Annotated in this window: 23 protein-coding genes; 12 read left to right on the top strand and 11 right to left on the bottom strand. The window is 70.0% G+C overall.

Annotated features, from left to right (window positions below; translation table 11 throughout):
• Window positions 1-47: 47 nt before the first annotated feature.
• Window positions 48-2168: a glycine--tRNA ligase subunit beta gene (gene glyS, locus J3S89_RS00970; protein ID WP_217925591.1), complete on the top strand. Its 2121-nt coding sequence runs from the start codon at window positions 48-50 to the stop codon at window positions 2166-2168.
• A 279-nt stretch (window positions 2169-2447) separates the two neighbouring features.
• On the opposite strand, the gene J3S89_RS00965 is transcribed toward glyS, so the two are convergent.
• The 6 genes from J3S89_RS00965 to J3S89_RS00940 all read right to left on the bottom strand — a co-directional run bounded on the left by J3S89_RS00965 (window position 2448) and on the right by J3S89_RS00940 (window position 6994).
• Complete coding sequence (locus J3S89_RS00965) at window positions 2448-2930, bottom strand: Dps family protein (RefSeq protein ID WP_217925590.1); 483 nt, start codon at window positions 2928-2930, stop codon at window positions 2448-2450.
• An 81-nt stretch (window positions 2931-3011) separates the two neighbouring features.
• Complete coding sequence (locus J3S89_RS00960) at window positions 3012-3944, bottom strand: ZIP family metal transporter (RefSeq protein ID WP_217925589.1); 933 nt, start codon at window positions 3942-3944, stop codon at window positions 3012-3014.
• Between the two features lie 189 nt (window positions 3945-4133).
• On the bottom strand, window positions 4134-5249 hold the full coding sequence (locus J3S89_RS00955) for a branched-chain amino acid ABC transporter substrate-binding protein (protein ID WP_217925588.1): 1116 nt from the start codon (window positions 5247-5249) through the stop codon (window positions 4134-4136).
• Window positions 5250-5493: 244 nt separating this feature from the next.
• Window positions 5494-5847: a hypothetical protein gene (locus J3S89_RS00950; protein WP_217925587.1), complete on the bottom strand. Its 354-nt coding sequence runs from the start codon at window positions 5845-5847 to the stop codon at window positions 5494-5496.
• Window positions 5848-5978: 131 nt separating this feature from the next.
• Entirely contained in the window at window positions 5979-6767 is a 789-nt protein-coding gene (locus J3S89_RS00945) for a tRNA1(Val) (adenine(37)-N6)-methyltransferase (RefSeq protein ID WP_217925586.1), read from the bottom strand.
• Window positions 6764-6994, bottom strand: coding sequence for a putative signal transducing protein (locus J3S89_RS00940; RefSeq protein WP_217925585.1), 231 nt, complete (start codon window positions 6992-6994; stop codon window positions 6764-6766). The genes J3S89_RS00945 and J3S89_RS00940 overlap by 4 nt, the downstream gene beginning before the upstream one ends.
• Before the next feature lie 274 nt (window positions 6995-7268).
• On the opposite strand from J3S89_RS00940, the gene J3S89_RS00935 reads away from it, so the two are divergent.
• Window positions 7269-8288: a polyprenyl synthetase family protein gene (locus tag J3S89_RS00935; RefSeq protein WP_217925609.1), complete on the top strand. Its 1020-nt coding sequence runs from the start codon at window positions 7269-7271 to the stop codon at window positions 8286-8288.
• A 248-nt stretch (window positions 8289-8536) separates the two neighbouring features.
• Window positions 8537-8929, top strand: a complete 393-nt coding sequence (locus J3S89_RS00930) for a hypothetical protein (protein ID WP_217925584.1) — start codon at window positions 8537-8539, stop codon at window positions 8927-8929.
• Between the two features lie 168 nt (window positions 8930-9097).
• Here the strand turns inward: J3S89_RS00930 and J3S89_RS00925 are convergent, their stop codons facing one another.
• A complete protein-coding gene (locus J3S89_RS00925) occupies window positions 9098-9967 on the bottom strand; it encodes a 4-(cytidine 5'-diphospho)-2-C-methyl-D-erythritol kinase (RefSeq protein ID WP_230489215.1) in 870 nt (289 codons plus the stop codon).
• On the bottom strand, window positions 9964-12033 hold the full coding sequence (locus tag J3S89_RS00920) for a tetratricopeptide repeat protein (RefSeq protein ID WP_217925583.1): 2070 nt from the start codon (window positions 12031-12033) through the stop codon (window positions 9964-9966). Before J3S89_RS00920 ends, J3S89_RS00925 begins: the two co-directional genes overlap by 4 nt.
• A 485-nt stretch (window positions 12034-12518) precedes the next feature.
• On the opposite strand from J3S89_RS00920, the gene ppdK reads away from it, so the two are divergent.
• From ppdK to J3S89_RS00890, 6 genes are all read left to right on the top strand, one after another.
• Complete coding sequence (ppdK, locus tag J3S89_RS00915; RefSeq protein WP_217925582.1) at window positions 12519-15185, top strand: pyruvate, phosphate dikinase; 2667 nt, start codon at window positions 12519-12521, stop codon at window positions 15183-15185.
• A 218-nt stretch (window positions 15186-15403) separates the two neighbouring features.
• Entirely contained in the window at window positions 15404-15649 is a 246-nt protein-coding gene (locus tag J3S89_RS00910) for a CopG family ribbon-helix-helix protein (protein WP_217925607.1), read from the top strand.
• Window positions 15646-15936, top strand: coding sequence for a type II toxin-antitoxin system RelE/ParE family toxin (locus J3S89_RS00905; RefSeq protein ID WP_217925581.1), 291 nt, complete (start codon window positions 15646-15648; stop codon window positions 15934-15936). Before J3S89_RS00910 ends, J3S89_RS00905 begins: the two co-directional genes overlap by 4 nt.
• 139 nt (window positions 15937-16075) lie before the next feature.
• Window positions 16076-16456: a DUF2513 domain-containing protein gene (locus tag J3S89_RS00900; protein ID WP_217925580.1), complete on the top strand. Its 381-nt coding sequence runs from the start codon at window positions 16076-16078 to the stop codon at window positions 16454-16456.
• 306 nt (window positions 16457-16762) lie between these two features.
• Window positions 16763-17341: a DJ-1/PfpI family protein gene (locus J3S89_RS00895; RefSeq protein WP_217925579.1), complete on the top strand. Its 579-nt coding sequence runs from the start codon at window positions 16763-16765 to the stop codon at window positions 17339-17341.
• Between the two features lie 78 nt (window positions 17342-17419).
• Window positions 17420-17749, top strand: coding sequence for a ribbon-helix-helix domain-containing protein (locus tag J3S89_RS00890; protein WP_217925578.1), 330 nt, complete (start codon window positions 17420-17422; stop codon window positions 17747-17749).
• Window positions 17750-17771: 22 nt separating this feature from the next.
• Here the strand turns inward: J3S89_RS00890 and J3S89_RS00885 are convergent, their stop codons facing one another.
• Entirely contained in the window at window positions 17772-18317 is a 546-nt protein-coding gene (locus J3S89_RS00885) for a DUF3124 domain-containing protein (protein WP_217925577.1), read from the bottom strand.
• Window positions 18318-18457: 140 nt separating this feature from the next.
• Between J3S89_RS00885 and J3S89_RS00880 the strand changes: the two genes are divergently transcribed.
• The 3 genes from J3S89_RS00880 (at window position 18458) to J3S89_RS00870 (ending at window position 21132) form a co-directional block, all read left to right on the top strand.
• Entirely contained in the window at window positions 18458-19432 is a 975-nt protein-coding gene (locus J3S89_RS00880) for an ArgK/MeaB family GTPase (RefSeq protein ID WP_217925576.1), read from the top strand.
• A 156-nt stretch (window positions 19433-19588) separates the two neighbouring features.
• The gene (locus tag J3S89_RS00875; protein ID WP_217925575.1) at window positions 19589-20587 is read left to right on the top strand and encodes a hypothetical protein; all 999 of its coding nucleotides are present in this window, start codon (window positions 19589-19591) and stop codon (window positions 20585-20587) included.
• 248 nt (window positions 20588-20835) lie between these two features.
• Window positions 20836-21132 (top strand): cupin domain-containing protein, encoded by a 297-nt coding sequence (locus J3S89_RS00870; RefSeq protein ID WP_217925574.1) that lies wholly within the window; start codon window positions 20836-20838, stop codon window positions 21130-21132.
• Between the two features lie 137 nt (window positions 21133-21269).
• Here J3S89_RS00870 and nadC read toward each other — a convergent pair whose 3' ends face one another.
• Both nadC and J3S89_RS00860 read right to left on the bottom strand, forming a co-directional pair.
• On the bottom strand, window positions 21270-22172 hold the full coding sequence (nadC, locus tag J3S89_RS00865) for a carboxylating nicotinate-nucleotide diphosphorylase (protein WP_217925573.1): 903 nt from the start codon (window positions 22170-22172) through the stop codon (window positions 21270-21272).
• Window positions 22169-23782, bottom strand: a complete 1614-nt coding sequence (locus J3S89_RS00860) for an L-aspartate oxidase (RefSeq protein WP_230489214.1) — start codon at window positions 23780-23782, stop codon at window positions 22169-22171. Before J3S89_RS00860 ends, nadC begins: the two co-directional genes overlap by 4 nt.
• Window positions 23783-23880: the final 98 nt, after the last annotated feature.

The following is a 23880-nucleotide window of genomic DNA, read 5'->3' as shown; positions in this document are numbered from 1 at the left end:
TCGTATGCCTCGACCCGATCGTTTTCCGAGCCGGATCAGAGCCCGCCATGCCCGAACTGCTTCTCGAACTCTTCTCCGAAGAAATCCCCGCCCGCATGCAGAAGAAGGCGGCGGACGATCTCAAGAAGATGATCACCGACGGTCTGGTGGCGGCGGGTCTCCACTACGAGGCGGCGATCGCGCATGCGACCCCGCGCCGGCTGGTGCTCCACGTCGTCGGCGTGCCCGCCAAGGGCGCCGACGTCGCCGAGGAGCGCAAGGGCCCGCGCGTCGGCGCGCCCGAACAGGCGATCCAGGGCTTCCTCAAGGGCGCCGGCATCGCCTCGCTCGATCAGGCGACCGTCGTCTCCGACAAGAAGGGCGATTACTACGTCGCCAAGACCCTGAAGCCCGGCCGCAAGGCGATCGACGTGCTGGCCGAGCTGGTGCCGACGACGATCCGCACCTTCCCCTGGCCGAAGTCGCAGCGCTGGGGCACCGGAAGCTTGCGTTGGGTGCGTCCGCTCCATTCGATCGTCTGCACCTTCGGCTCCGATCTGGAAGAACCGGAGATCGTCCCCTTCGAGGTCGACGGCATCCGCTCCGGCAACATCACCCGCGGCCATCGCTTCATGGCGCCGGCTCCCTTCTCGGTGAAGCGCTTCGACGACTACGTCCAGAAGCTCCAGAACGCCTATGTCGTCCTCGACGCCGAGCGCCGCCGCCACACCATCCGCGAGGACGCCAAGTCGCTCGCCTTCGCCCAAGGCCTCGAGGTGATCGAGGACGAGGGCCTGCTCGACGAGGTCGCCGGTCTCGTCGAATGGCCGGTGACGCTGATGGGCTCGTTCGAGGAGGAATTCCTCGAGGTGCCGGCCGAGGTGATCCGCGCCACCATCCGCGCCAACCAGAAGTGCTTCGTGATGCGCTCGCATCACGTCGACCAGAAGCTGGCCGCCAAGTTCCTGCTGGTCTCCAACATCGAGGCCAAGGACGGCGGCGCCAAGATCGTCGCCGGCAACGGCCGCGTCATCCGCGCCCGCCTGTCGGACGCCCGCCACTTCTTCCACACCGATCTCGCCGATCTCCCCGACTACAAGGAGGCCGGCAAGCCGCTCGACCAGCGCCTCGCCAAGCTGCGCGCGCTGAACGTCGTCTTCCACGAGAAGCTCGGGACGCAAGGCGCCCGCGTCGATCGCCTGATCCGGTTGGCGCGCGAACTGGCGCCGCTGGTCGGCGCCGATCCGGCGAAGGCCGCACGCGCGGCCGAACTCGCCAAGGCCGATCTCATGACCGAGGTCGTCGGCGAATTCCCCGAGGTCCAGGGCCTGATGGGCAAGACCTATGCGCTGGCGCAAGGCGAGGACGCCTCCGTCGCCGTGGCGATCGAGGATCACTACAAGCCGCAGGGCCCGTCCGACCGCGTGCCGACCGACCCGACCGCCATCGCCGTCGCGCTCGCCGACAAGCTCGACGTCCTCACCGGCTTCTGGGCGATCGACGAGAAGCCGACGGGGTCGAAGGACCCCTACGCGCTGCGCCGTGCGGCGCTCGGCGTGATCCGGATTTTGATCGAGAACGGGGTGCGGCTGCCGTTGCTGCCGGCCTTCGCCAAGGCTCTCGCGGCCCTGCCGAAGGCGGCGGACACGACCGCCACCGACCTCCTCGCCTTCTTCGCCGATCGCCTCAAGGTCCAGCTCCGCGACCAGGGCGCCCGTCACGATCTCGTCGACGCGGTCTTCGCCCTCGGCACCGCCGAGGCCCCGCAGGACGACCTCGCTCTCGTCGTGAAGCGGGTCGAAGCCCTCGGCGCCTTCCTCGGCTCCGACGACGGCAAGTCGCTGCTGGCGGGCTACAAGCGCGCCGCCAACATCCTCGACAAGGAGGAGAAGAAGGACGGCCGCGCCTACACGGGCGCGATCGACGCGTCGCTCCTCGCCGAGCCGGCCGAGAAGGCGCTGGCGCAAGCCGTCGCCGTCGCCGAGACCGCCGCCGGCAAGGCCGTCGTCGCGGAGGATTTCGCCGCCGCCATGTCGGCGCTCGCCGCGCTGCGTGGCCCGGTCGACGCGTTCTTCGACGGGATCCTGGTCAACGCCGAGGATGCGGCGGTGCGCGAGAACCGCCTGAAGCTGCTTTCCGCCATCCGCGCCGCCTGCGCCACCGTCGCCGACTTCGGCCGCATCGGCTGAGCGCGAGAGCCTCGTGGGGGCTACACCCTGAGGCGCCCGGCTCCGCCGGGCCTCGTGAGGTGCGAAGCCGGGGCAGGGCGCCCGACGCGCGGGGTCTGGGTACTCGCGGCACCGTCGCCCGTGCCTTCGCTCCTGGTTCGAGGCTCGGCCGGCGGCCTCGCGCCTCACCATGAAGCGTCGGGTGCGGTTCGCGCGCCACGAAACCAAAAGGCCCGCCGGATCGCTCCGACGGGCCTTTTCGATGTCCGGGCGCGGCCGAGGCTGCGACCCGCGCCGGCCTCACTCCTCGAGCAGGCTCCGCAGCATCCACGCGGTCTTCTCGTGGACGTCGAGACGCTGGGTCAGGAGGTCGGCGGTCGGCTGGTCGTTGGCCTCTTCCACCACCGGGAACAACGCCCGCGCCGTGCGCGCCGTCGCCTCCTGGGCCTCGACGAGGTGGCGGATCATGTCGGTCGCCTTGGGCACGCCCTCGACCTCCTTGATCGAGGCGCGCGCGACGAACTCCTTGTAGGTGCCCGGCGCCGGGAAGCCGAGCGCGCGGATCCGCTCGGCGATGAGATCGAGCGCGTTCCACTGTTCGGTGTACTGCCCCATGAACATCAGGTGCAGCGTGTTGAACATCGGACCCTTCACGTTCCAGTGGAAGTTGTGGGTCATCAAGTAGAGCGTGTAGCTGTCGGCGAGCAGCGCCGACAGGCCGTCGGCGATCTTGGCGCGGGTGGCCTCGTCGATGCCGATGTTGATCTTGGGAACGGCGTTCATCATGCGTCTCCTGGGTTCGGGTTGGTGGGGGTCGGGTTGGTGGGGTTGGTCGAAGTGCGATGGGCGCGCGGGGCCGGGCCGTCATCCCAACGTGGTGTCGAGCACCATCATCAGGGCGAAACCGGCCATGAGCCCGATCGTCGCAGGGGTCTGGTGACCGTTGCGATGGGTCTCGGGGATGACCTCGTGGCTGACGACGAACAGCATCGCCCCCGCCGCCAGCCCGAGCCCGATCGGATAGGCGATCGCCAGTCCGCCGGAGAGGCCGACGCCCAGCACCGCGCCGAGCGGTTCCATCAGGCCGGTCGCCACCGCCATGGCGACGGCATAGGGCGCCGAATAGCCGCCCCCGCGCAGCGCCAGCGCCACGGCCAGACCCTCCGGCATGTCCTGGAGCGCGATCGCGGTGGTCAGCGGCAGACCGACGCTCATGTCGGCGTGGGAGAAGCCGACGCCGATCGCCATGCCCTCCGGCAGGTTGTGCAGCGCGATGGCGAAGACGAACAGCCAGATCCGTCCGACCCGCTCGCTGCCGGGCCCCTGCACGCCGATCGTCTCGTGCTCGTGCGGCGTGAATTCGTCGAGACCGAGCATCAGCAGGACGCCGAGCCCCATGCCCGCCACCACGATCAGCGCGGCGAGCGAGCGGCTGCCGGCGAGTTGCTCGCCGGCCGCGAGGCCCGGCAGGATCAGCGAAAAGGCGCTCGCCGCCAACATCATGCCGGCCGCTCCGCCGAGCAGCACGTCGGAGAGCTTCTGCGGCATGGTCCGCATCGCCAGCGCCGGCAGGGCGCCGAGGCCGGTCGCCGCGAACCCGGCGAGACCGCCGACGAAGCCGAACTTCAATCCGTCCGAGGCGCCGCCCACCGCCAGTTCGAAGAGACTGCCGAGGAGGAGCGCGATCACCGCCGCCAGCGACAGGCCGAGCCCGACGGCGGCGATCCGATGCGCGCGGACGTGCCGCCCCATCGTCTCCACCCAGCCGGCTCCCTGCGCGAGGCTCTCCATCGACATGATCCGCAACTCCTCGTCCATCGACGTCCGGCCGGGGAGCGCGAGAGCGCGTCGGATCCCCTCTGTCGGCGTCGACTGGATCTTATTGCGAATAATGTGCAAGAGCAAGAAGGGCGCGCCGAGAATCGACGCGCCCCTCCGAGACGGGCCGCCCGCGAGGGGCGGAAGGATCGGCCGCTCGCGCGCGGCTCACTCGACTTCGGCGTAGTCGATCTTGCCGTCGGCGCCCTTCTTCCAGCGATAGACGACATAGGCCGGCGTGGTGATGTCGCCCTTGGCGTCATAGGAGAGGGTGCCGACCACGGTGGTGAAGGGCCGGCCGGAATGGATCACCTTGGCGACCTTGGCGGTGTCGGTCGACTTCGCTTCCTCGGCGGCCTGCGCCCACACTTCGACGGCGGCGTAGGTATAGAGGGTGAAGGCCTCCGGCTCGATCGACTTGGCGCGGAAGCGGGCGACCACCTCGGCCGATCCCGGGATCTTGCGCGGATCGGGGCTGAAGGTCATCAGCGTGCCGTCGATCGAGCCCTCGCCGGCGATCGCAGCGAGCTCACCGGAATTGATGCCGTCGCCGCCCATCAGCGGCGCCTTGACGCCCTGGTCGCGCATCTGGCGGATGATCAGGCCGGCATCGGCGTGGGTGCCGCCGAAATAGACCACGTCGGCCTGGGCCGCCTTGATCTTGGAGACCAGCGCGCCGAAGTCCTTCTCGCCGCCGTTGATCGATTCCGACAGCACCGCCTTCATCCCGTGCGCCGCCAGCTCCTTGCGGGTCTCCTCGGCGAGGCCGCGCCCGTAGGTGGTCTTGTCGTCGATCACCGCGACGTTCTTGCCGGCATAGGCCTTGGCGAGATAGGCGCCGGCGACCTTGCCCTGCTGGTCGTCGCGGCCGCAGGTGCGGAAGACGTTGGTGAGCTTGCGGTCGGTGAAGTTCGGATTGGTGGTCGAGGGCGAGATCTCGAGGATGCCGTTCTCGGCATAGACGTCGGAAGCCGCGATCGACACGCCGGAGTTCAGATGGCCCGCCACGAACTTGACGCCGTCGCCGGCCAGCTTGTTGGCCACCGAGACGCCCTGCTTCGGGTCGGCCTGATCGTCCGCGACGATCAGCTTCAACTGCTGACCGAGGACGCCGCCCTTGGCGTCGATGTCGGCGACAGCCATTTCGGCGCCGTTCTTCATCTGCTGGCCGTAGACGGCGAGCGCACCCGTCATCGGACCGGCGACGCCGATCTTGATCTGGGCCTGAGCGGTGCCGCAGGCGAGAGCCAGAGCGAGCGAAGCGAGGATGAGGCGGGTCTTCATGGTCGAGCCTTCTTTTCGGGCGGGCCGACCGGGGCGGTCGGTCTCGTGATCCGTACCCCCTACGCCACCCCGGCGCCACGAGAAGCACGCGACCCGCAGGGGAGAACTGCGCTCGAGACATGGGCAATTGGCCCGAAACGAGAAGAGTTTCACAAATTCAGCGGCCAAATAGAACGAAAACTCCGATTTTCGGGCGAAAAATCGGAGTTTTCGGTGAAAATTCGCAGTCGCGAGGAACGCGCGGTCATTTCTGGAGATCGATGGCTCCGTAACAGTCCGGACCCTTCCACTGAGCGGTCACCGCATGGTCGGTGACGCGTCCGGAGAAGGTGACGTTGCCCTTCGAGGTGGGTTTGACCGCCGTGAAGGACCCGTCCGACTTGACGGTTCCGGTGCCGACCTCGCCGGCTCCCTCGTAGACCGCGCCGATCAACTGGATCTCAGAGCCCGAAACCACGGCGCGCATCTGCGTCACCCCGGCGCAGACCGGATCGCGGCCGCCCGCGACCGACGAGGCGCCCTCGTAGGTGCCGCCGGCCGACGCCGGCGCGGCGAGAAGGACGAGGACGAGGGCGGCGAGGGGGGCGGAATGGCGCATGATCGGTCTCCTGGCGCCGTCGTGCGAACGACGGCCGATGCTCGGATGAAAGCCTAGTCGAAGCGCGGGATCGTGACAAACCCGTGGCGGCGCCGCGAAGACGCGCGTCTCGGATCCCGATCCCGGCGCCGTCACGGATCGCCGGCGAGGGTGGCCCGGCCGCGCAGAACCGCCTCGGCCACCTCGAGATAGAGGTCCGAACCGGGCGGATGCAGCACCAGACCGGGCAGGATCGCCGGACGCGCCCGCGAGCCCTTGATCGCCGTCACCAGCAGCCGATGGGCCGGCGCCTCGGCGCGCGGATGCACCGGACGGATCGTCACCGCGCCGAATCGCCGGTCGAGCGCGGCGAGCACCTCGGCGAGCCCGTCGCCCTTGAAGATCATCGCCAGACGCCCGCGCGGCGCGAGCACCGAGGCCGCGACCCGCATCCAGGCGTCGAGGTCACCCTCGGCGAAGACATGAGCCCGGGCGCGCGCGCCCGACGGCGAGGCGCGCACCTCGTCGGCCGCGAAGAAGGGCGGATTGACGATCGCGTGATCGAAGCTCTCGCGCGGCAGGGCCGCGTCGCGCGCCGCGCCGCGCCGCAGGAGATCGACCGCGACGACGCCGACCCGGGCGCCGAATGCCGCGTTCTCCGATCGCCGCGCATTGGCCTCGGCCAGACGCAGCGCCGTCTCGTCGCGTTCCGCCAGCACCACGTCGATGCCGGGAACCCGCGCCGCCGCGCAGAACCCCGCCGTGCCGACCCCGGCGCCGAGATCGACGAGGCGTCCGCGCGCCGCCGCCGGCACCAGGGCGGCGAGCAACACCGCGTCGAGCCCGGCGCGATGGCGGCCCTTCGCCGGCTGCTCGATCGTCACCCGCCCGTCGAGGAAACGGTCGATCGTGGTCGCCGCCTCGGCGGGCGCCGTCGTCACGGTTTCGCGTCCCGCAATTCGCCACCGAGACCGGCCTCGACGATCACGCGCCGCGCCTGCGCCTCGTCGTCGTTCGCGACCAGGAGGCGGCGCGGGAAGGCGCCGATCGCCCCTTCCAGCACCGACATGTGCCCGTCGAGTACCAGCACCGCGATGCCCGCCCCGCCGAGCAGGGCCTCGACGGCGGAAATCAGCACCGGATCGTTGCAGCGGATGATTTCGCGCATGTCGCCTCGCTCTTCTCGCCTCTCGGCGAGACCTAGGCGCGCGGGCGCGCCTTGTCCATGGTGGAGAGCGTGGAAACCCTCGGCGTTTTCACCTGCTTGTCGTCGGCGGGGTGGTTGCCTATGCTCGCCCCGAGCCTCGCCGGGTCGTCTTTCGTCGATCGGCGATGAACGAAACGGGTGCGGCTTGCCTTCTGGTATCGACGCCGCCCGCCCGGAATGGTATCGCGCCCCGTCGGGGTGAGGATCGTGGATCCGGGCGAAGGGAGTGGCCGAAGTGGGCGTCGTGGTTTCTCTCGAGGACAACAAGAAGCGGCCGGAGGCCTCCGTCGAGCCTCTGGTCGCGCTCGTCGCCGCCGACATGGACCGCGTCAACGCGCTGATCCTGTCCAAGGCCGGTTCCGACGTCACCATGATCCCCGAGGTCGCCAATCACCTGATCTCCTCCGGCGGCAAACGCCTCAGGCCGATGCTGACGCTCGCCGCCGCCCAGATGTGCGGCTACCAGGGCGACGGCCACGTCAAGCTCGCCATGGCGGTCGAGTTCATGCACACCGCGACGCTGCTGCACGACGACGTCGTCGACGAGAGCGACATGCGTCGCGGCAAGCTCGCCGCCCGCAAACTGTGGGGCAATCAGGCGAGCGTGCTGGTCGGCGACTATCTGCTCGGCCAGGCCTTCCGCGTCATGGTCGAGGTCGGGTCGATGCAGGCGCTCGGCATCCTCTCCGACGCCGCCTCGATCATCGCCGAGGGCGAGGTGATGCAGCTCGCCGCCGCCAAGAACATGGCGACCACCGAGGACGAATATCTCGCCGTCATCCGCGCCAAGACCGCCGCGCTGTTCTCGGCCGCGGCCGAGGTCGGTCCGGTCGTCGCCGGATCGGGCCGCGACGCGGAAGCCGCCTTCCGCTCCTACGGCACCAATCTCGGCCTCGCCTTCCAACTGGTCGACGACGCCCTCGACTACGGCGGCTCCTCCGCCCAACTCGGCAAGAACGTCGGCGACGACTTCCGCGAGGGCAAGATCACGCTCCCCGTGGTGCTCGCCTATCGCCGTGGGTCGGATGAAGACCGTGCCTTTTGGAAGCGCTGCCTTCAGGACGGCGGCGCCGTCGACGGCGACCTCGCCACCGCGACCGAGCTCCTGAAGAAGCACGACGCCATCGCCACCACGGTCGAGCGCGCCCGCCACTACGGCGCCATGGCCAAGGACGCGCTCGCCCCCTTCAAGGACGGGCCGCACAAGCGCGCCCTCGTCGAAGTGGTCGATTTCTGCATCAGCCGGGTGCACTGAGCGAAAGACGGGCGGGGGCGCGCTTCGGGTGGGTCCCGCCGTCGCCGCAGGGTGGAACGCGCGGCAGCACGCGCAGTCCACAGGCGGCGTCCGTGAGGGAGTAGGCGCCCGACGGGGGCCCGGCGCCGACGGCGCGATACGCTTTTGCGCCATTGCATCCTCCGGGGCCTGACGAGGTCGGGGCCGGTCGACGAGAACGGCCTGTCAACCAAAGCGGGAAGTTCCGTCTCCAAAGAGAAGACCTTCGATTGCGGCTGGTGGAGCGCTCTCCTAAAATGCGAGCGCACCATCCCTCTCCCGAGAGAGGGCCGAAGCCGGGGGCGAGCATGATATTCCTGACGGAACTGGCGATCGCGATCTTGGTCGCCGTCGTCCCCTTGGCCGTCCTCCATGCTCACCTCGGACGAATCCTGACCGACGAATGCGGAACGGTCGAACGGGCCGACTTCTGGGTTCGTTACACGTATCTCGTCGTCGGCGGCTGCTCGATCCTCTTCGCGGCCTTGGGAACGCATCAGGGCGAGCCGGCGATCACGGTCGACGTTCTGCGCTACGCGTTCACCCGTTCGCTCGTGGGAACGCTGGCGGCGCTCGTCGGGGTCGGCTTTCAGATCATGAAGTTCCTCCCGACGCGGGAATGACCCCGCAGGCCGCCTCCTCCGCGTCGACGACGGCGTAAGGGGCGGGACGCGCGGCACGCGTGTTCCACCGGCCGCGCTCATGAGGGAGACGGGCGCCCGAGGCCGATCTTCGGCGCCGACGGTGCAATACGGCTGCGCCTATTGCACCCTACGGGGTCGCGTGGCCGGTCACTTTTCTTCGAACACCCCGAAACACGTCGCGCCCGACCCCGACATCCGCGCCAGCAGGCAGCCCGGCCGTGACCGCATCTCGGCGAGCGTCTCGGCGATCGCCGGGGCGACCGTGATCGCCGCCGCCTCGAGATCGTTGCGGGTGGCGGCGAGCCAATCGACCAGCGCTGCGACGTCGGCGAAGCGTGCGGGCACCTCCGGCATCGGCGGATTGTCTCGGACGGTCAGCGCCCGGAATACCGCCGGGGTCGCGACCGCCACGCCGGGGTTGGCGAGCACCAGGCGGAACCGGGGCAGCGGCGGCAGGATCTCGATCGTCTCGCCGATGCCGCGCGCCCGCAGCGGCTCCCCCCACACGCACATCGGCAGATCGGCGCCGAGCGGCAGCGAGAGTTCGGCGAGCCGCGCCCGGCCGAGATCGAGCCCCCAGACCCGGTCGAGCAGCCGCAGCGTCGCCGCCGCGTCCGACGAGCCGCCGCCGATGCCCGAGGCGATCGGCAGGTGCTTTTCGAGTGTGAGCGCGACGGGGAAGATCGCCCGGCCGATACGCCGCGCCTCCACTTCCAGGAGACGCGTGGCGCGCAGGACCAGATTGTCGGCGTCCGCCTCGAGCCCGGCGGCGGCCGGCCCGACGATCGTCAGGGTGATCGGCAGCGGCTCCCCGGCCGGGGCCACGGCGTCGAGCCGGCGGACCGAGACCCGGTCGGCGCTGCCGCCGTGCGTCACCAGCGTATCGAGGAGATGATAGCCGTCGGCCCGCCGCCCGGTGACGTGCAGGGCCAGATTGATCTTGGCCGGCGCGATCTCGGCATCGACGGCGGCGGCATCGGCCGCCGTCGCGAGCGCGCCGGGACCGAGGTCGATCACGGCGCCTTCGGCGCGGCGGCGCCCGCCGGAGCCGGGGGCGCTTCGGCCGGAGCCGCCGGAGCAGCCTCGGGCTTCGCCTCGGCCGGGGCGGTCGGAGCGGCTTCGGGCTTCGCCTCGCTCGGCGCGGCCTCGGGCTTCGCTTCGCTCGGAGCGGCCGGGGTGGTCTCCGGCTTCGCCTCGCTCGGGGCGGAGGGAGCGGCCGGCGCGGGCGTCAGCGCCGGATCGGCGGCGGCCGCCTTCGCGGCTTCGGCAGCGGCATCGGCGGCGGCCTTCTGGGCCTCGACGGTGCCGACCTCGGCGGCGGCGTTCTGCTTCGCCACCGACATCGCCTTCTGCTCGTCCTCGAGCTTCTTCTGAATCTTCTGGGCGTCCTCGGGGTCGGGCTTGAAGTCGAGCGCGTGACGCCACTGGAACATCGCCTCGAGCCTGCGCCCGACCTTCCAATAGGCGTCGCCGAGATGATCGTTGATCACGGGATCGTCGGGCTTCAGGAGGATCGCCCGCTCGAGCTCGGTCACCGCCTCGTCGTAGCGGCCGAGCTTGTAATAGGCCCAGGCGAGGCTGTCGACGATGTAGCCGTCGTCCGACTTCAGCTCGACCGCCTTCTTCACCAGATCCAACCCCTTGTCGAGGTTGATCCCCATGTCGATCCACGAATAGCCGAGATAGTTGAGCACGTGCGGCTCGTTCGGCATCAGCTCGAGTGCCTTGTAGAAGTCGGCCTCGGCCTTCGGCCACTGCTTGGTCCGCTCGTAGGCGATGCCGCGATAATAGAAGAACGTCCAGTCGGTCTTGGTCGGCTTTTCGATCTGATCGATCGCCCGGGTATAGACCTTGGCGGCTTCGGCGAAGTTCTTGTCGGCGCGCAGCACGTCGCCGAGCGCGACGATCGCGTCGAGGTCCTTCGGCGTGCGCTCGATCACCGCCTCGAGGTGCTTGGAGGCCTCGCCGTAGTTCTGCACCATCGTGTAGAACCGGCCGACCTGGATGTCGGCGAGCGGACGCAGCTTCGAGGCCGTCGGGATCCGCGACAGCAGCGCGATCGCCTTGTCGTATTGCTTCATCTGGCCCTGCAGCCCGGCCAACGACACCAGCGGCAACTCGGCCTTGGGGTCGAGCCACAGCGCCAGCTGCAGATACATCGCCGCGATGTCCTCGCCGCCGTCGCGGCCGAGCGCCGAGCCGATGCCGTAGAGGAATTCGGCCGCACCCGCCTGGGCGCCGGCGATGATCGGCGCGGGCTTCTTGCCCGCCCGGATCTCCTCGCCGAGGGCCGTCATCACCGGATGATCGGGAACCTGCTTCTCGAAGTCGGCGAGGACCTTCAGTGCCTCCTCGCCGCGCCCGGTGCGGGCGAGATGGCGCACCCACGCCTCGACGATCCGGAGCGCGTTGGTGTCGGACTTGTAGGCCGCCTCGAGCCGCTTGGTCGCCTCGGCGGTGCGCCCGGCGCGCTCGGCGATCAGGCCGGTGTGGTAGTTCTTGAAGACCGCGTACCAGTCGAGACCGCCGACCTTGTCGATCGTGCGGATCGCCCCGGTGGTGTCGCCGCGTCCGGCATCGGCCCAGCCGAGCAGGATGGCGACGGTGAGATCGGAGAGGGGGCGCGGCTGGATCTGCGAGAGCTGGGTCCGGGCCCGCTCGAACCGCCCCTTCTTGAGCGCGTCGGCGCCGAGCACCAGACGCGCCAGCGCATGCCCGCGATTGCGCTGCACCAACTCGTCGGCGAGCCGGACCGCCTCGGGGATGCGCCCGTCGGCGACGAGCAGCTGGAAGGTGCGTTCCGCCAGAACCGCGTTGCCGGGATCGAGCGCCAGCGCGGTCTCGAAATAGGTGGCGGCGGCGGCGACGTCGCGCGATTGACCGGCGAAGCGCCCGGCCAGATAGGCGCCCGCCAGCGTCGGCGGCGCCGTGAACGCCGGCATCGCGTCCCCGGTCTTGGCGCCGGCGACCCCGGGAGCCAGGATCACGAGCGCGGCGAGGCCCGTCCGAAGGGTCCGGCCGGCGCCGGCGAGGAGGCCGCGCGGCGGCGGGACGAGGGCGGACGAGGGACGACCAGACGACATGCGCATGAAACTCTTTCGATGATCGCGACGGGCGAACCGACCCGTCGGCGGTAGAACGTCGGACGATGTCCCGGCCGGACCGATCCGGCCGCGCGCGCCCCTGCGCGGCGATCGCGGGAGCCGTCCCACACTGGTCCGCGGATGTGGCCGCCGAAAGGCGGGCGAGCCGTCGATCCGGCCCGTCCGTTCCCTCCCGCCGGGCGGGCTCGGGCGGCGGCGATCGCATCCGGCGGACGGCGCGAGAATGGCCTGTTCGTGCCGGAAAGTGAAGCGTGTTTCCCGCTCCGCGCGGAGGCCCCGGAGCGGTGAAGAAATTTCGATATTTTCCGCCGTCCGGTCGCGACGATCCGCCGCGGCTCATGGTCATCCGTGTCAGAAACGACTTGCAACGGCACCGGGCGGGATGCAAAGCAGGGTCGAAGCACGGTGGTCGGGTGCCCCTCGAGGGTGCGGCCGGCCGCAGTGAACGACATGGGAGACGTTCGATGACGAAATGGGTCTACACCTTCGGTGACGGTGCGGCCGAAGGCGCCGCCGAAATGAAGGCGCTGCTCGGTGGCAAGGGTGCGAACCTCGCCGAGATGTCGAACCTCGGAATTCCCGTGCCTCCCGGCTTCACGATCACCACCGAGGTGTGCACCGCCTTCTACGCCAACGAGCGCGCCTATCCGGCCGAACTGGCCTCCCAGGTCGACGACGCGCTGGCGCTGATGAGCCGCATCACCGGCAAGAACTTCGGCGACGAGGCCGACCCGCTGCTGGTGTCGGTGCGCTCCGGCGCCCGCGCCTCGATGCCGGGCATGATGGACACCGTCCTCAACCTCGGCCTCAACGACGTCACCGTCGAGGCGCTCGCCAAGGTCGCCGGCGACGAGCGCTTCGCCTACGACAGCTATCGCCGCTTCATCCAGATGTATTCCAACGTCGTGCTCGATCTCGAGCATCACGACTTCGAGGAGATCCTCGAGGACTACAAGGAACACAACGGCTACGTCCTCGACACCGACCTGACCGCCGATGACTGGAAGGCGGTGATCGTCTCCTACAAGGCCCTGGTCGAGCGCGCGATGGGCAAGCCCTTCCCGCAGGATCCGCGTCAGCAGCTGTGGGGCTCGATCGGCGCCGTGTTCGGCTCGTGGATGAACGCCCGCGCCGTCACCTATCGCCGCCTGCACGACATTCCGGCGAGCTGGGGTACCGCGGTCAACGTCCAGGCCATGGTCTTCGGCAACATGGGCGAGACCTCGGCCACCGGCGTCGCCTTCTCCCGCAATCCCTCGACCGGCGAGAAGGCGCTCTACGGCGAGTTCCTGGTCAACGCCCAGGGCGAGGACGTCGTCGCCGGCATCCGCACCCCGCAGAACCTGACCGAGGCGGCCCGCATCCAGGCGGAGTCCGACAAGCCCAGCCTCGAGACGGTGATGCCCGCCGCCTATGCCGAGTTCGTGGCGATCTGCGAGCGCCTCGAGAAGCACTACCGCGACATGCAGGACGTCGAGTTCACCGTCGAGCGCGGCAAGCTGTGGATGCTCCAGTGCCGCATCGGCAAGCGCACCACCAAGGCGGCGCTGAAGATGGCGGTCGACATGGTCGCCGAGGGCCTGATCACCTCCACCGAGGCGATCGGCCGGATCGATCCCGCCGGCCTCGACCAGCTCCTTCATCCCACCATCGATCCCAAGGCCGAGCGCAAGCAGTTCGCCCACGGCCTGCCGGCCTCGCCGGGCGCGGCCTGCGGCGAGATCGTCTTCACCTCCGAGGAGGCCGAGGCCGCGACCCAGGCCGGCCGCAAGGTCGTCTTGGTGCGCGTCGAGACGAGCCCGGAGGACATCCACGGCATGCACGCCTCCGAGGGCATCCTCACCACCCGTGGCGGCATGACCTCCCACGCGGCGGTGGTGGCGCGCGGCATGGGCAAGCCCTGCGTCTCCGGCGCCGGCGCGATCCGCATCGACTATGCCGCCGGCACCATGACCGCCGAGGGGGTGACTCTGAAGCGCGGCGACAAGATCACCATCGACGGCTCCGCCGGTCAGGTGCTGATCGGCGCCGTGCCGATGAGCCGGCCCGAGCTCTCCGGCGACTTCGCCAAGCTGATGGGCTGGGCCGACGATGTCCGCCGCATGAAGGTGCGCGCCAACGCCGAGACCCCGGCCGACGCCAAGGTCGCCCGATCCTTCGGCGCCGAGGGCATCGGCCTCTGCCGCACCGAGCACATGTTCTTCGACGAGGGCCGCATCGTCGCCGTGCGCGAGATGATCCTCGCCGACACCGAGGCCGAACGCCGCGAGGCGCTCGCCAAGCTCTTGCCGATGCAGCGCAAGGACTTCGTCGATCTCTTCGAGATCATGCACGGTCTGCCGGTGACGATCCGCCTGCTCGACCCGCCGCTGCACGAGTTCCTGCCCAAGACCGAGGCGGAGATCGCCGAGGTTTCCGCCGCCATGGGCGTGCCGGCGGCCAAGCTGAAGGACCGCGCCGAGGCCCTGCACGAGTTCAACCCGATGCTCGGCCATCGCGGCGTGCGTCTCGCCATCTCCTTCCCCGAGATCTACGAGATGCAGGTCCGCGCCATCTTCGAGGCGGCGATCCAGGCCGCCAAGGAGACCGGCGAGCACGTCGTGCCGGAGATCATGGTGCCGCTGGTCGGCATCAAGGCCGAGCTCGACTTCGTCAAGACCCGCATCGACGCGGTCGCCAAGGAAGTCGCCGACAAGACCGGCGTGACCCTCGATTATCACGTCGGCACCATGATCGAACTGCCGCGCGCGGCGATCACCGCCGACAAGATCGCCGAGACGGCGGAGTTCTTCTCCTTCGGCACCAACGACCTGACCCAGACCACCTTCGGCCTGTCGCGCGACGACGCCTCGAAGTTCCTGAACTACTACCTCAAGGGTGGCATCCTCGAGCACGACCCCTTCGTCACCATCGACAAGGAGGGCGTCGGTTCGATGATCGAACTGGCGGCGGAACGCGGCCGCAAGACCCGTCCGAACATCAAGCTCGGCATCTGCGGCGAGCACGGCGGCGACCCGGCCTCGGTGAAGTTCTGCGAGACGGTCGGCCTCGACTACGTGTCGTGCTCCCCCTTCCGCGTGCCGATCGCGAGACTGGCGGCGGCGCAAGCGGCGCTCGAGCACAAGAAGTGAGGCTTTCTGCCGACCGACGAGATCAGGGGCGCCTTCGGGCGCCCTTTTTCGTTTCGGGAGGGGCCGGCGGACCAGGGGCACGCCCGCCCCGCCCCGCCTTCGATTTCGGCGCAGGCCGAAGGGCGGCCCCGGGTGTGGGCGACGAAATCACCTTGATGAACCACTCTGGTTCACCCATCATCATTATGACCCACAGGGAACCGAGGAGGGCTCGCGCCATGGTCGCATTCACCGTGCGTCTCGACGACGAGAAGGCCCGCAAGCTCGACCGATTGGCGAGCCGGCTCGATCGATCACGCTCGTGGGTCGCCGCGCAGGCCATCGACGACTACCTCGCCCGCGAGGAGTGGCAGATCGCGGAGATCGAGGCCGGGCTCGCCGAGGCCGACCGGGGCGATTTCGCCTCGCCCGAGGATATCGCCCGGGTCGTCGGCAAATACGCGACGCCGGAGCGTGAACCGTGACGCGGACGATCCGCTGGACCGTCCGGGCGGTCCGCCGCCTGGATCAGGTGGGCGCCTTCATCGCTCGCGACGATCCGCGAGCTGCCGCCCGCGTCGTGGCGCGGATCGTCTCGGGCGTGGAACTCCTCGCCGAGCAGCCGGCGCTGGGGCGGGTCGGGCGCGTCCCCGGGACGCGAGAGTTGGTCTTCGCGGACGTGCCTTACATCGTGCCGTACAGGGTCGGGATGGACACGGTCGAGATTTTGACGGTGATGCATACGGCGCAGAAGTGGCCGGAGGGGTTGTAGGGGTGTCTCGGCGGTCGAGGGAGTGCTCATTGGTCGGGTGTTGTTCATCTTGTAGGCGTAATCTTTAGAATTCACAATTTATGGGTGTTTTTGCCGACGACTGAGGATGTGCTTTGTCGGATGTATGGAGGGGGCAATCGTGCAGAGAGACATGGACTATGTCAGGGAGTTGCTTCTCGACATCGAAGGCAAGGAGAGACCGGGCCTAAAGGACTTGCTTCCTGTTAATGCGGGCAATGCTGAATATTTAAAGCTCGCGGAGCACTTGCGAATGCTTGTTGACGAGGCTGGATTCGTGAGCGGGATCCCTGCCCACAACCTGGCGGGAAAGAACTGGCTGGATTTGCGTCTCACGTGGCAGGGGCACGACTTTCTCAATTCCGTGCGCGACCCCGAGACTTGGGTCAAGACTAAGAAGGGTGCACTCGCCGCTGGCGGCTGGACTGTGGACATCCTTAAGGATTTGGCTAAAGGGTTCATCAAAAAGCAACTTGAGGAGCACACGGGTATCAAACTCTAATTTCCGTGGCCTCGTTCCATCGTGACTCCCACCCTGGTTGCCGCTTCCGGTGAGCGGGCGGCCCATCGCTTCCTGGAGCTCTTCACGGCGCACATCCCTTCGCACCGACCGTCATCCCCGGCGCTCCCTCGCCGGGGATGACCGCCTTCGGACGTGAGAGTTCCGTCCGGTGATGCGCCCCCCCTCCGTAGTATCCCCCTGTTACCCCTTCCGCCCCGTTTTCCCCGATGCTCGTCGCAAGCCCCCGCACGAGGGGTTCGACACCGCGTCCCGGCCGCATGCCGGGCGCTCACCGGGAGAGAAACGATGGCGAAGAAGATTCTCATGCTCGTCGGCGACTACGTCGAGGACTACGAGGCGATGGTGCCCTACCAGATCCTGCTGGCGGTCGGCCATTCCGTCGCCACCGTCTGCCCCGGCAAGGCGCCGGGCGATCACGTCGCCACCGCGATCCACGATTTCGAGGGCGCCCAGACCTATTCCGAAAAGCCCGGCCACAATTTCGCGATCACCGCCGAATTTCCGGCCGATGCCTCCGCCTATGACGCCCTCGTCATCCCCGGCGGCCGGGCGCCCGAATATCTGCGGCTCGACCCGGCCGTCATCGCCCTCGTCAGGGCCTTCGACGCGGCGGGAAAGCCGATCGCCGCGATCTGCCACGGCGCCCAGATCCTCGCCGCCGCCGACGTCATCCGCGGTCGCGGCGTCTCCGCCTATCCCGCCTGCGCGCCCGAAGTGCGCCTCGCCGGCGCGACCTACGCCGAGATCCCCATCGACGGCGCCCATACCGATGGTAATCTCGTGACGGCTCCGGCTTGGCCTGCCCATCCCGCCTGGATGGCGCAGTTCCTCGCCGTCCTCGGCACGCGGATCACCCACGGCTGAGGCGGCGCGTCGGGGTCGAAGCGTCTCGACGCGGCCCCGCCAGAGGGACGAGGAGACGCGCCACGGGGAGGAAGAACCATGTGCCACGTCTTCGCGTCCACCGATCCCGACCTGTTCGAGCCGGTGACGCGCTCGGTGCGCGTCGCCGGCGTCGTCACCAGCCTGCGTCTCGAGGGCGCCTTCTGGCGCATCATCGACGAAATCGCCCGCTCCTCGGAGATGTCGACCGGGCGCTTTCTCTCCACGCTTCACGACGAGGTGGTGGAGATCCGTGGCGAGGTCGGCAATTTCGCCTCGCTGCTCCGGGTGATCGCCTTGCGCTGGATCTCCGGCGAGGTCACCGGCGTCGCCGAACCGCGCCTCCTGATCCCGGCTCGCGCCGAGACGGGCTTCGCCGCCAACGCCTGACACCGACGGGCACGATCTGCCCTCAGCGTTCGACCTTGCGGCCGACGGAGGAGAAGCTGTAGCCCTGGGTGCCGTGCGAGGACAGCATCACCGCCTCGATGATCGGTTCGATCGAGGCGGTCGGCGAGGTCCAGTCGACGATGAAGTTGGCGCCGAGCCCGCCGCGCGTGTCGGGTTGGCCGACCACGACCTGGATCGTGCCGTAGGGGCGGATCGCCACCGGCTCGGGCAGATGTTCCTCCACCAGCTTGCCGGCGGTGTCGTAATAGTCGATCCGCTCGATGGTGATCGGCCGGGTCGACGAGCCGTTGTGGATCGACAGCGTCACCGAGAAGTCGATGCGGGTGCTGCCGCCGATCGCCATCACGCTCGAATAGACCGGCACGTAGGTGCGCCCGTGCAGCCCGGTGAGCGAGGCCGGCCCCGGCTGGATGGCGTCGCCGAAGGCGGCGATCGCCGGCGGCACCTTGGCCGGGCCGGCCGCCTCTTGCGCGGCGGCTCCCGCGAGCATCCCCGCCGACAGCAGGGCGGCCGCGAGGTGACCGGCGGATCCTCGACCGATGCGCATCGTCGTTTCCTCGTGCGATTCCCGTGGGATCCGACACTATCACGGCCGCCGCCGGCGTCGACCGCCGCGAGCGCCCGCGCGCCCGGCCTACGACCAACCGCCTCTTTACGGAATCGCTCGCCCGCGCCATGACAGGCCTCATGACAGGACATGTGACCGCCCCCTCGCGCACGCCCCCGATCCCGACGCTCGACGCGATCCGCGCCGGTGGCAAGCCGGCGGTCGCCCGGGCCCTGACCCTGATCGAGACCGCGCATGGCTCGGAAGGTCTGGCGCGGCTCCTCGACGAGGCGACGGCGAACCCCAAGGGCGACGTCCTCGGCCTCACCGGCCCGCCCGGCGTCGGCAAGTCGACCCTCACCAACGCCATCCTGACCGAGGCGCGCGCCGCCGGCCGCACCGTCGGCGTGGTCGCGGTCGACCCGTCGTCGCGCTTCACCGGGGGCGCGCTCCTCGGCGACCGCACCCGCCTCAGGACCGATCCGGAGGATCAGGGCGTCTTCGTGCGCTCGATGGCGGCGCGCGACCGCCTCGGCGGCCTCTCCGATCACGCGGTGGCGGCGATCGTCCTGATGCGCGCGGTCTACGATCTCGTCGTGGTCGAGAGCGTCGGCATCGGCCAGTCGGAGGGCGACATCGCCTTCGTCGCCGACACCGTGCTCCTGTGCATCCAACCGGGATCCGGCGACAGCCTGCAGTTCATGAAGGCCGGCGTCATGGAACTGCCCGACGTCGTCTGCGTCACCAAGGCCGACATGGGCGCGGCCGCGCGCCGGGCCCATGCCGACGTCGCTGGTGCCCTGACGCTGGCGAGCCATGGTTCCGACGACTGGATCGCGCCGGTGGTGTTGGTGTCCTCGACCGCCGGCACCGGCCTCGACGATCTCGCCGCCGCGCTCGGCGCCCATGGCGCATGGCTCGCCGCCGGCGGACGTCGCGCCGGCCGCCGCGCCGCCCAGGCCCGGCATTGGGTCGAGGACGCGGTCCGGGTGCGCTTCGGCGCGCGCGGCCTCGCCGCCGTCGCCGCCGACCTCGCCCGCAGCGGGGAGGGGCCCTTCGGCGCGATCCGCCGCCTCGACGCGGACCTCGCCGCGCGCCTCGCTCGGCCGGTCTGAACCTTCCGCGAGGCGTCTCGCGGAATTTCACCGCGTTTAACGATTTCTCGAGGTTACCGAGCGATGATCGGATCGATCGGGAGGCAATTCCGTGGACCGTGGCCATTCGGCAACGGACGCGATGCCGATCGATCCTGTTCGGAGCTGGTATCGCGTATGCCGAATGATCGTCACCGCCGCCGTGCGGCCCGACGGGTGAGAGCCTTCCCGCGTCTGCGGACGGCGCCCGTCCTCCTCCTCGGTCTCTTCGCCGCCGCCGTCCTGGGGCAGACCCCCTCGGGCGAGCCGCCGATCCATTGGACCATGCGCGAGGATACCTCCTGGATGAACGATTGGGACGGCGTGCGCGACGTGCGCCTCGCCGCCGCCGCGGCCGCCGTCCACCGTGAGGCCAACCAATTGCCCCTCAACCTCGACGGCGCGCCACTGGTCGTCGCCGTCAAGGCCGAGGCCGAGAAGCCGATCGTCGTCGCCGCCAGGCCGGTGGTCGTCGACATCAAGCCGATCGTCGTCGCCGAGGCCGATCTCGTGCCGCGCGACGTGCCGAAGCAGGTGCCGCTCGCGGCCGAGGAACCCGTCACCACCGGGTCGGTCCCCTCCCGGGTCGACACCGGCGAGCGGCGCGAACCCGTCCGGGTCCATCCGACCATCAACCGCACCGGAAAGACCGATCGCCTGTTCTCGCCGTCTCCACTCGGCCGTTCGACCGAACAGGAGATCTTCGTCAAGCCGACGCTGGCGGTGGTCCCGCCCTCGCAGGACGGCTGGCCGCCGGTGGTCACGCTCGCCTCGCTCACCACGCCCTTCGGCGAGAAGACCATGCCGCGCCTCGCCTGGGGGCCGGCCCCCGACACGGGCGCCGAGCCGGTCGTCGTCGCCCTGGTGCGCTCCGGCCCCGGCCGCGTCGTCACCCAGTCGGTGATCGCCGGCCTCGACGGCGACCGTCACCGCGCCAAGGGCCGCGTCGTGCTGCCGCCGGTGCCGGAGGCGCAGGTCGCCACGCTGCCGCCGCGCTCGCGCGTCTGGGCTCAGCCCGACGTGCCGGTGATGGGCTACACCCGTACCAACGACGTCGAATATCGCTTCAAGGCGCTGCTCGGCGACGAGGAGACCGCGACCCCGAGCACCAACCCGGACGATCAACTGCCGCCGTGAGCGCGGCCGTCGCGAGGATCCGCGACGTCTTCTCCCCTGGAAGACCGCGGCGAGGCCGCCCGTGCGCAGAGCGCGGGGCGGCCTTCGTCGTTTCCGCCGCACGGATCACGGGTTCGCCGATCCGCCGCGAGCATGGCTTCCCCGCGCGTCGCGGCGAGCCGGCGCCGTCGTCTCGTGCGACAAAGTGAAGTGTGGGACCGAACCTCGGTTCGACCCCGCCTCGTCACCCTCTCGCTCTCGGAGCCGCCATGCCCTTCGCCTGCACCGTCTCGGCCGTTCCCACCCAGCTCGTCGACGACGATCGCGTCACAGTCACCCGCTGGGACTTCGAGCCCGGCGCCACCACCGGCTGGCACCGGCACGGCATGGATTACGTCGTGGTGATCCTGACCGATGCCGTCATGGCCTGGGAGGTCGACGGCGTCGTCACCGAGCTCGAGGTCAAAGCCGGCCAGAGCTACAGCCGCCTCACCGGCGTCGAGCACGACGTCAAGAACGCCGGCACGACCCATCTCGCCTTCGTCGAGATCGAAATGAAGCGCTGACGCCGCTCGGTCACGGCGGCGCCTCGCGCACTCGTTTCGAACGAACGCCGCGCCGCCGATGCTCCGCGCTCGAGACGCCGCCGCTTCTCTCAGATCGCGGCCGCGCCACTGCTTCTCTGCGGTCGCGACGACACCGCTCAGGCGACGTCGATGTCGAGACCGATGTCGAGCACCGGCGCCGAATGGGTGATCCAGCCGGTCGAGATCAGATCGACGCCGCTCTCCGCGATCGCCGCGACCGTATCCGGTCCGACCCCGCCGGAGGCCTCGGTGATCGCGCGTCCCGCGACGATCGCCACCGCCTCGCGCAGGGTCTCCGGCCCCATGTTGTCGAGCAGCACCGCGTCGGGCCGCTCGCCCATCGCCTCGACGAGCTGATCGAGGCGGTCGACCTCCACCTCGATCTTGACCAGATGACCGGCGAAGGCGCGCGCCTGCCGGATCGCCTGGGCGACCGAGCCGCAGACCGCGATGTGGTTGTCCTTGATCAGGATCGCGTCGTCGAGGCCGAAGCGGTGATTGGCGCCGCCGCCGCAGCGCACGGCGTATTTCTCGAAGGCCCTGAGGCCCGGCGTCGTCTTGCGGGTGCAGACGATCTTCGTCTTCGTATGGGCGATGCGGTCGGCGAACATCCGCGTCGCCGAGGCGACGCCGGAGAGCCGGCCGAGGTAGTTGAGCGCCACCCGTTCCGCCGACAGCACCGCGCGCGCCGACCCCTCGACCCGGGCGATCACGTCGCCGGGCGCGACGCGGACGCCGTCGCCGATCAGCTCGGAGAAGCGGATCGCCGGATCCATCATCGCCATGGCGCGCCGGGCGAAGTCGATGCCGGCGACGACGCCGGTCCTGCGCGTCACGAAGGTGGCGATCGCCCGCGCGCTCGGCGGGATCGTCGCCTGGGCGGTGATGTCGCCGGCCCGGCCGAGATCCTCGAGGAGCGCCGCCTCGACGGCGCGATCGACCAGGAGGCGCGGCAGTTCCGGCAGATAGGCGGTGGTCGACGGGGCCGCCGACACGGGGGCGAAGGACGATACGGTCATGCGCTGAGCGCCTCCGGGGCGGCGACCTGGGCGGAGATCGCCCGCGCCTTGTCGAGGGTGAGATAGGTGCGGCGGGCCTGCGCCGGGTCGGTTTCGGGGAAGTCGGCGCGCCAGTGGCCGCCCCGGCTCTCGGTGCGGGCGAGCGCCGCCGCCGTCACCAGCCGTGCCGCCGTCAGCGTGTTGAGCATCGCGGTGTCGCGGGTGCGCCGCTCCAGCGCGTCGAGGGTGGCGAGCGCCCGGGCGAGCCCGGCGCCGTCGCGGATCACCCCGACGTGGTTCGCCATCACGTCGCGCACCGTCTCCATGGAGGCGGCGTCGGAGGCGCCCGGCAGCTCGGCCTCGCCGCGATCGACCGACCAGCCGGCGACGCGCGGCGACGGCAGCAGGCCCTGGATGTCGCGGGCGATGCGCGCGGCGAAGACCACCGCCTCGAGCAGCGAGTTCGACGCCAGCCGATTGGCGCCGTGGACGCCGGTCGAGGCGACCTCGCCGCAGGCCCACAGTCCGTCGATCGAGGTGCGGCCGTTGGCGTCGGTGAGCACGCCGCCCATGTGGTAGTGCTGGGCCGGCGCCACCGGGATCGGGTCGACGCGCGGGTCGATCCCGGCCGAGAGGCAGGTCTCCCACACGGTCGGGAACTTGGTCGGGAAGGCGGCGCCGACGGCCTCGCGCGCGTCGAGGAAGGCGCCGCGCCCGGCCATGCGCTCGGCGTGGATGGCGCGGGCGACGATGTCGCGCGGCGCCAGTTCCCCGTCGATGTGGTAGCCCGGCATGAAGCGCCGTCCCTCGCGGTCGATCAGGATCGCGCCCTCGCCGCGCAGCGCCTCGGTGGCGAGCGGCGCCGGATCGCGGCCGATGTCGATCGCGGTCGGATGGAACTGCACGAATTCCGGATCGGCGATGATCGCGCCCGCGCGCGCCGCCATGGCGAGCCCGTGGCCGTTCGCCTGGGGCGGATTGGTGGTGACCCGGAAGAGATGGCCGATGCCGCCGGAGGCGAGCACCACCGCATGGGCGGGAAACTCGACCGTGGTCGGCGCCCGGCCCTCGTCGGCGCGCGCGATCACGCCGCGAATCGCGCGGCCGTCGCGGGTCAGCGTCTCACCGACGAAGCCCTCGAGGATGCGGATCGACGGCGTCGCCTTGGCGCGCTCGATCAGCGCCGCCATGATCTCGCGTCCGGCGCTGTCGCCGCGCACGTGGACGATGCGCCGCTCCGAATGCGCCGCCTCGCGGCCGACGGCGAGCCGGCCCTCGGTGTCGCGATCGAAGGGCACGCCATAGGCGAGGAGATCCTCGATCCGGGCGCGCGCCTCGCGGGTCATCAGCCGGGCGATCTTGGCATCGACCGTGCCGGCACCGGCGGCGATCGTGTCGGCGAGATGCTTGTCGGGGTGGTCGCCCTCGGCGATCGCCGCCGCCATGCCGCCCTGCGCCCAATAGGACGAGCCGCCGCCGCCGAGCGGCGCTGCGGTCAGGACCGTCACCGGACGCGGCGCCAGCGAGAGCGCGCAGAAGATCCCCGCCAGCCCGCCGCCGAGGATGACGACATCGTCGATGCCGTCTCGGGTGCGCGGGGTGGCGAGATCATGGGAGATGGACTTGGGCACGGACGGCCTCCGATCCCGGCCGCGTGGGGCCGATCGCAGCAATGGTCGCGCGGGGACGCGACCGGAGGACGGGGAGGGGCGGGACGTCCCTTCCCGAC

Source organism: Pinisolibacter aquiterrae (genome assembly GCF_019160155.1).
GTDB classification, from domain to species: Bacteria; Pseudomonadota; Alphaproteobacteria; order Rhizobiales; family Ancalomicrobiaceae; genus Pinisolibacter; species Pinisolibacter aquiterrae.
This window is presented reverse-complemented; position numbering and strand designations above follow the sequence as displayed.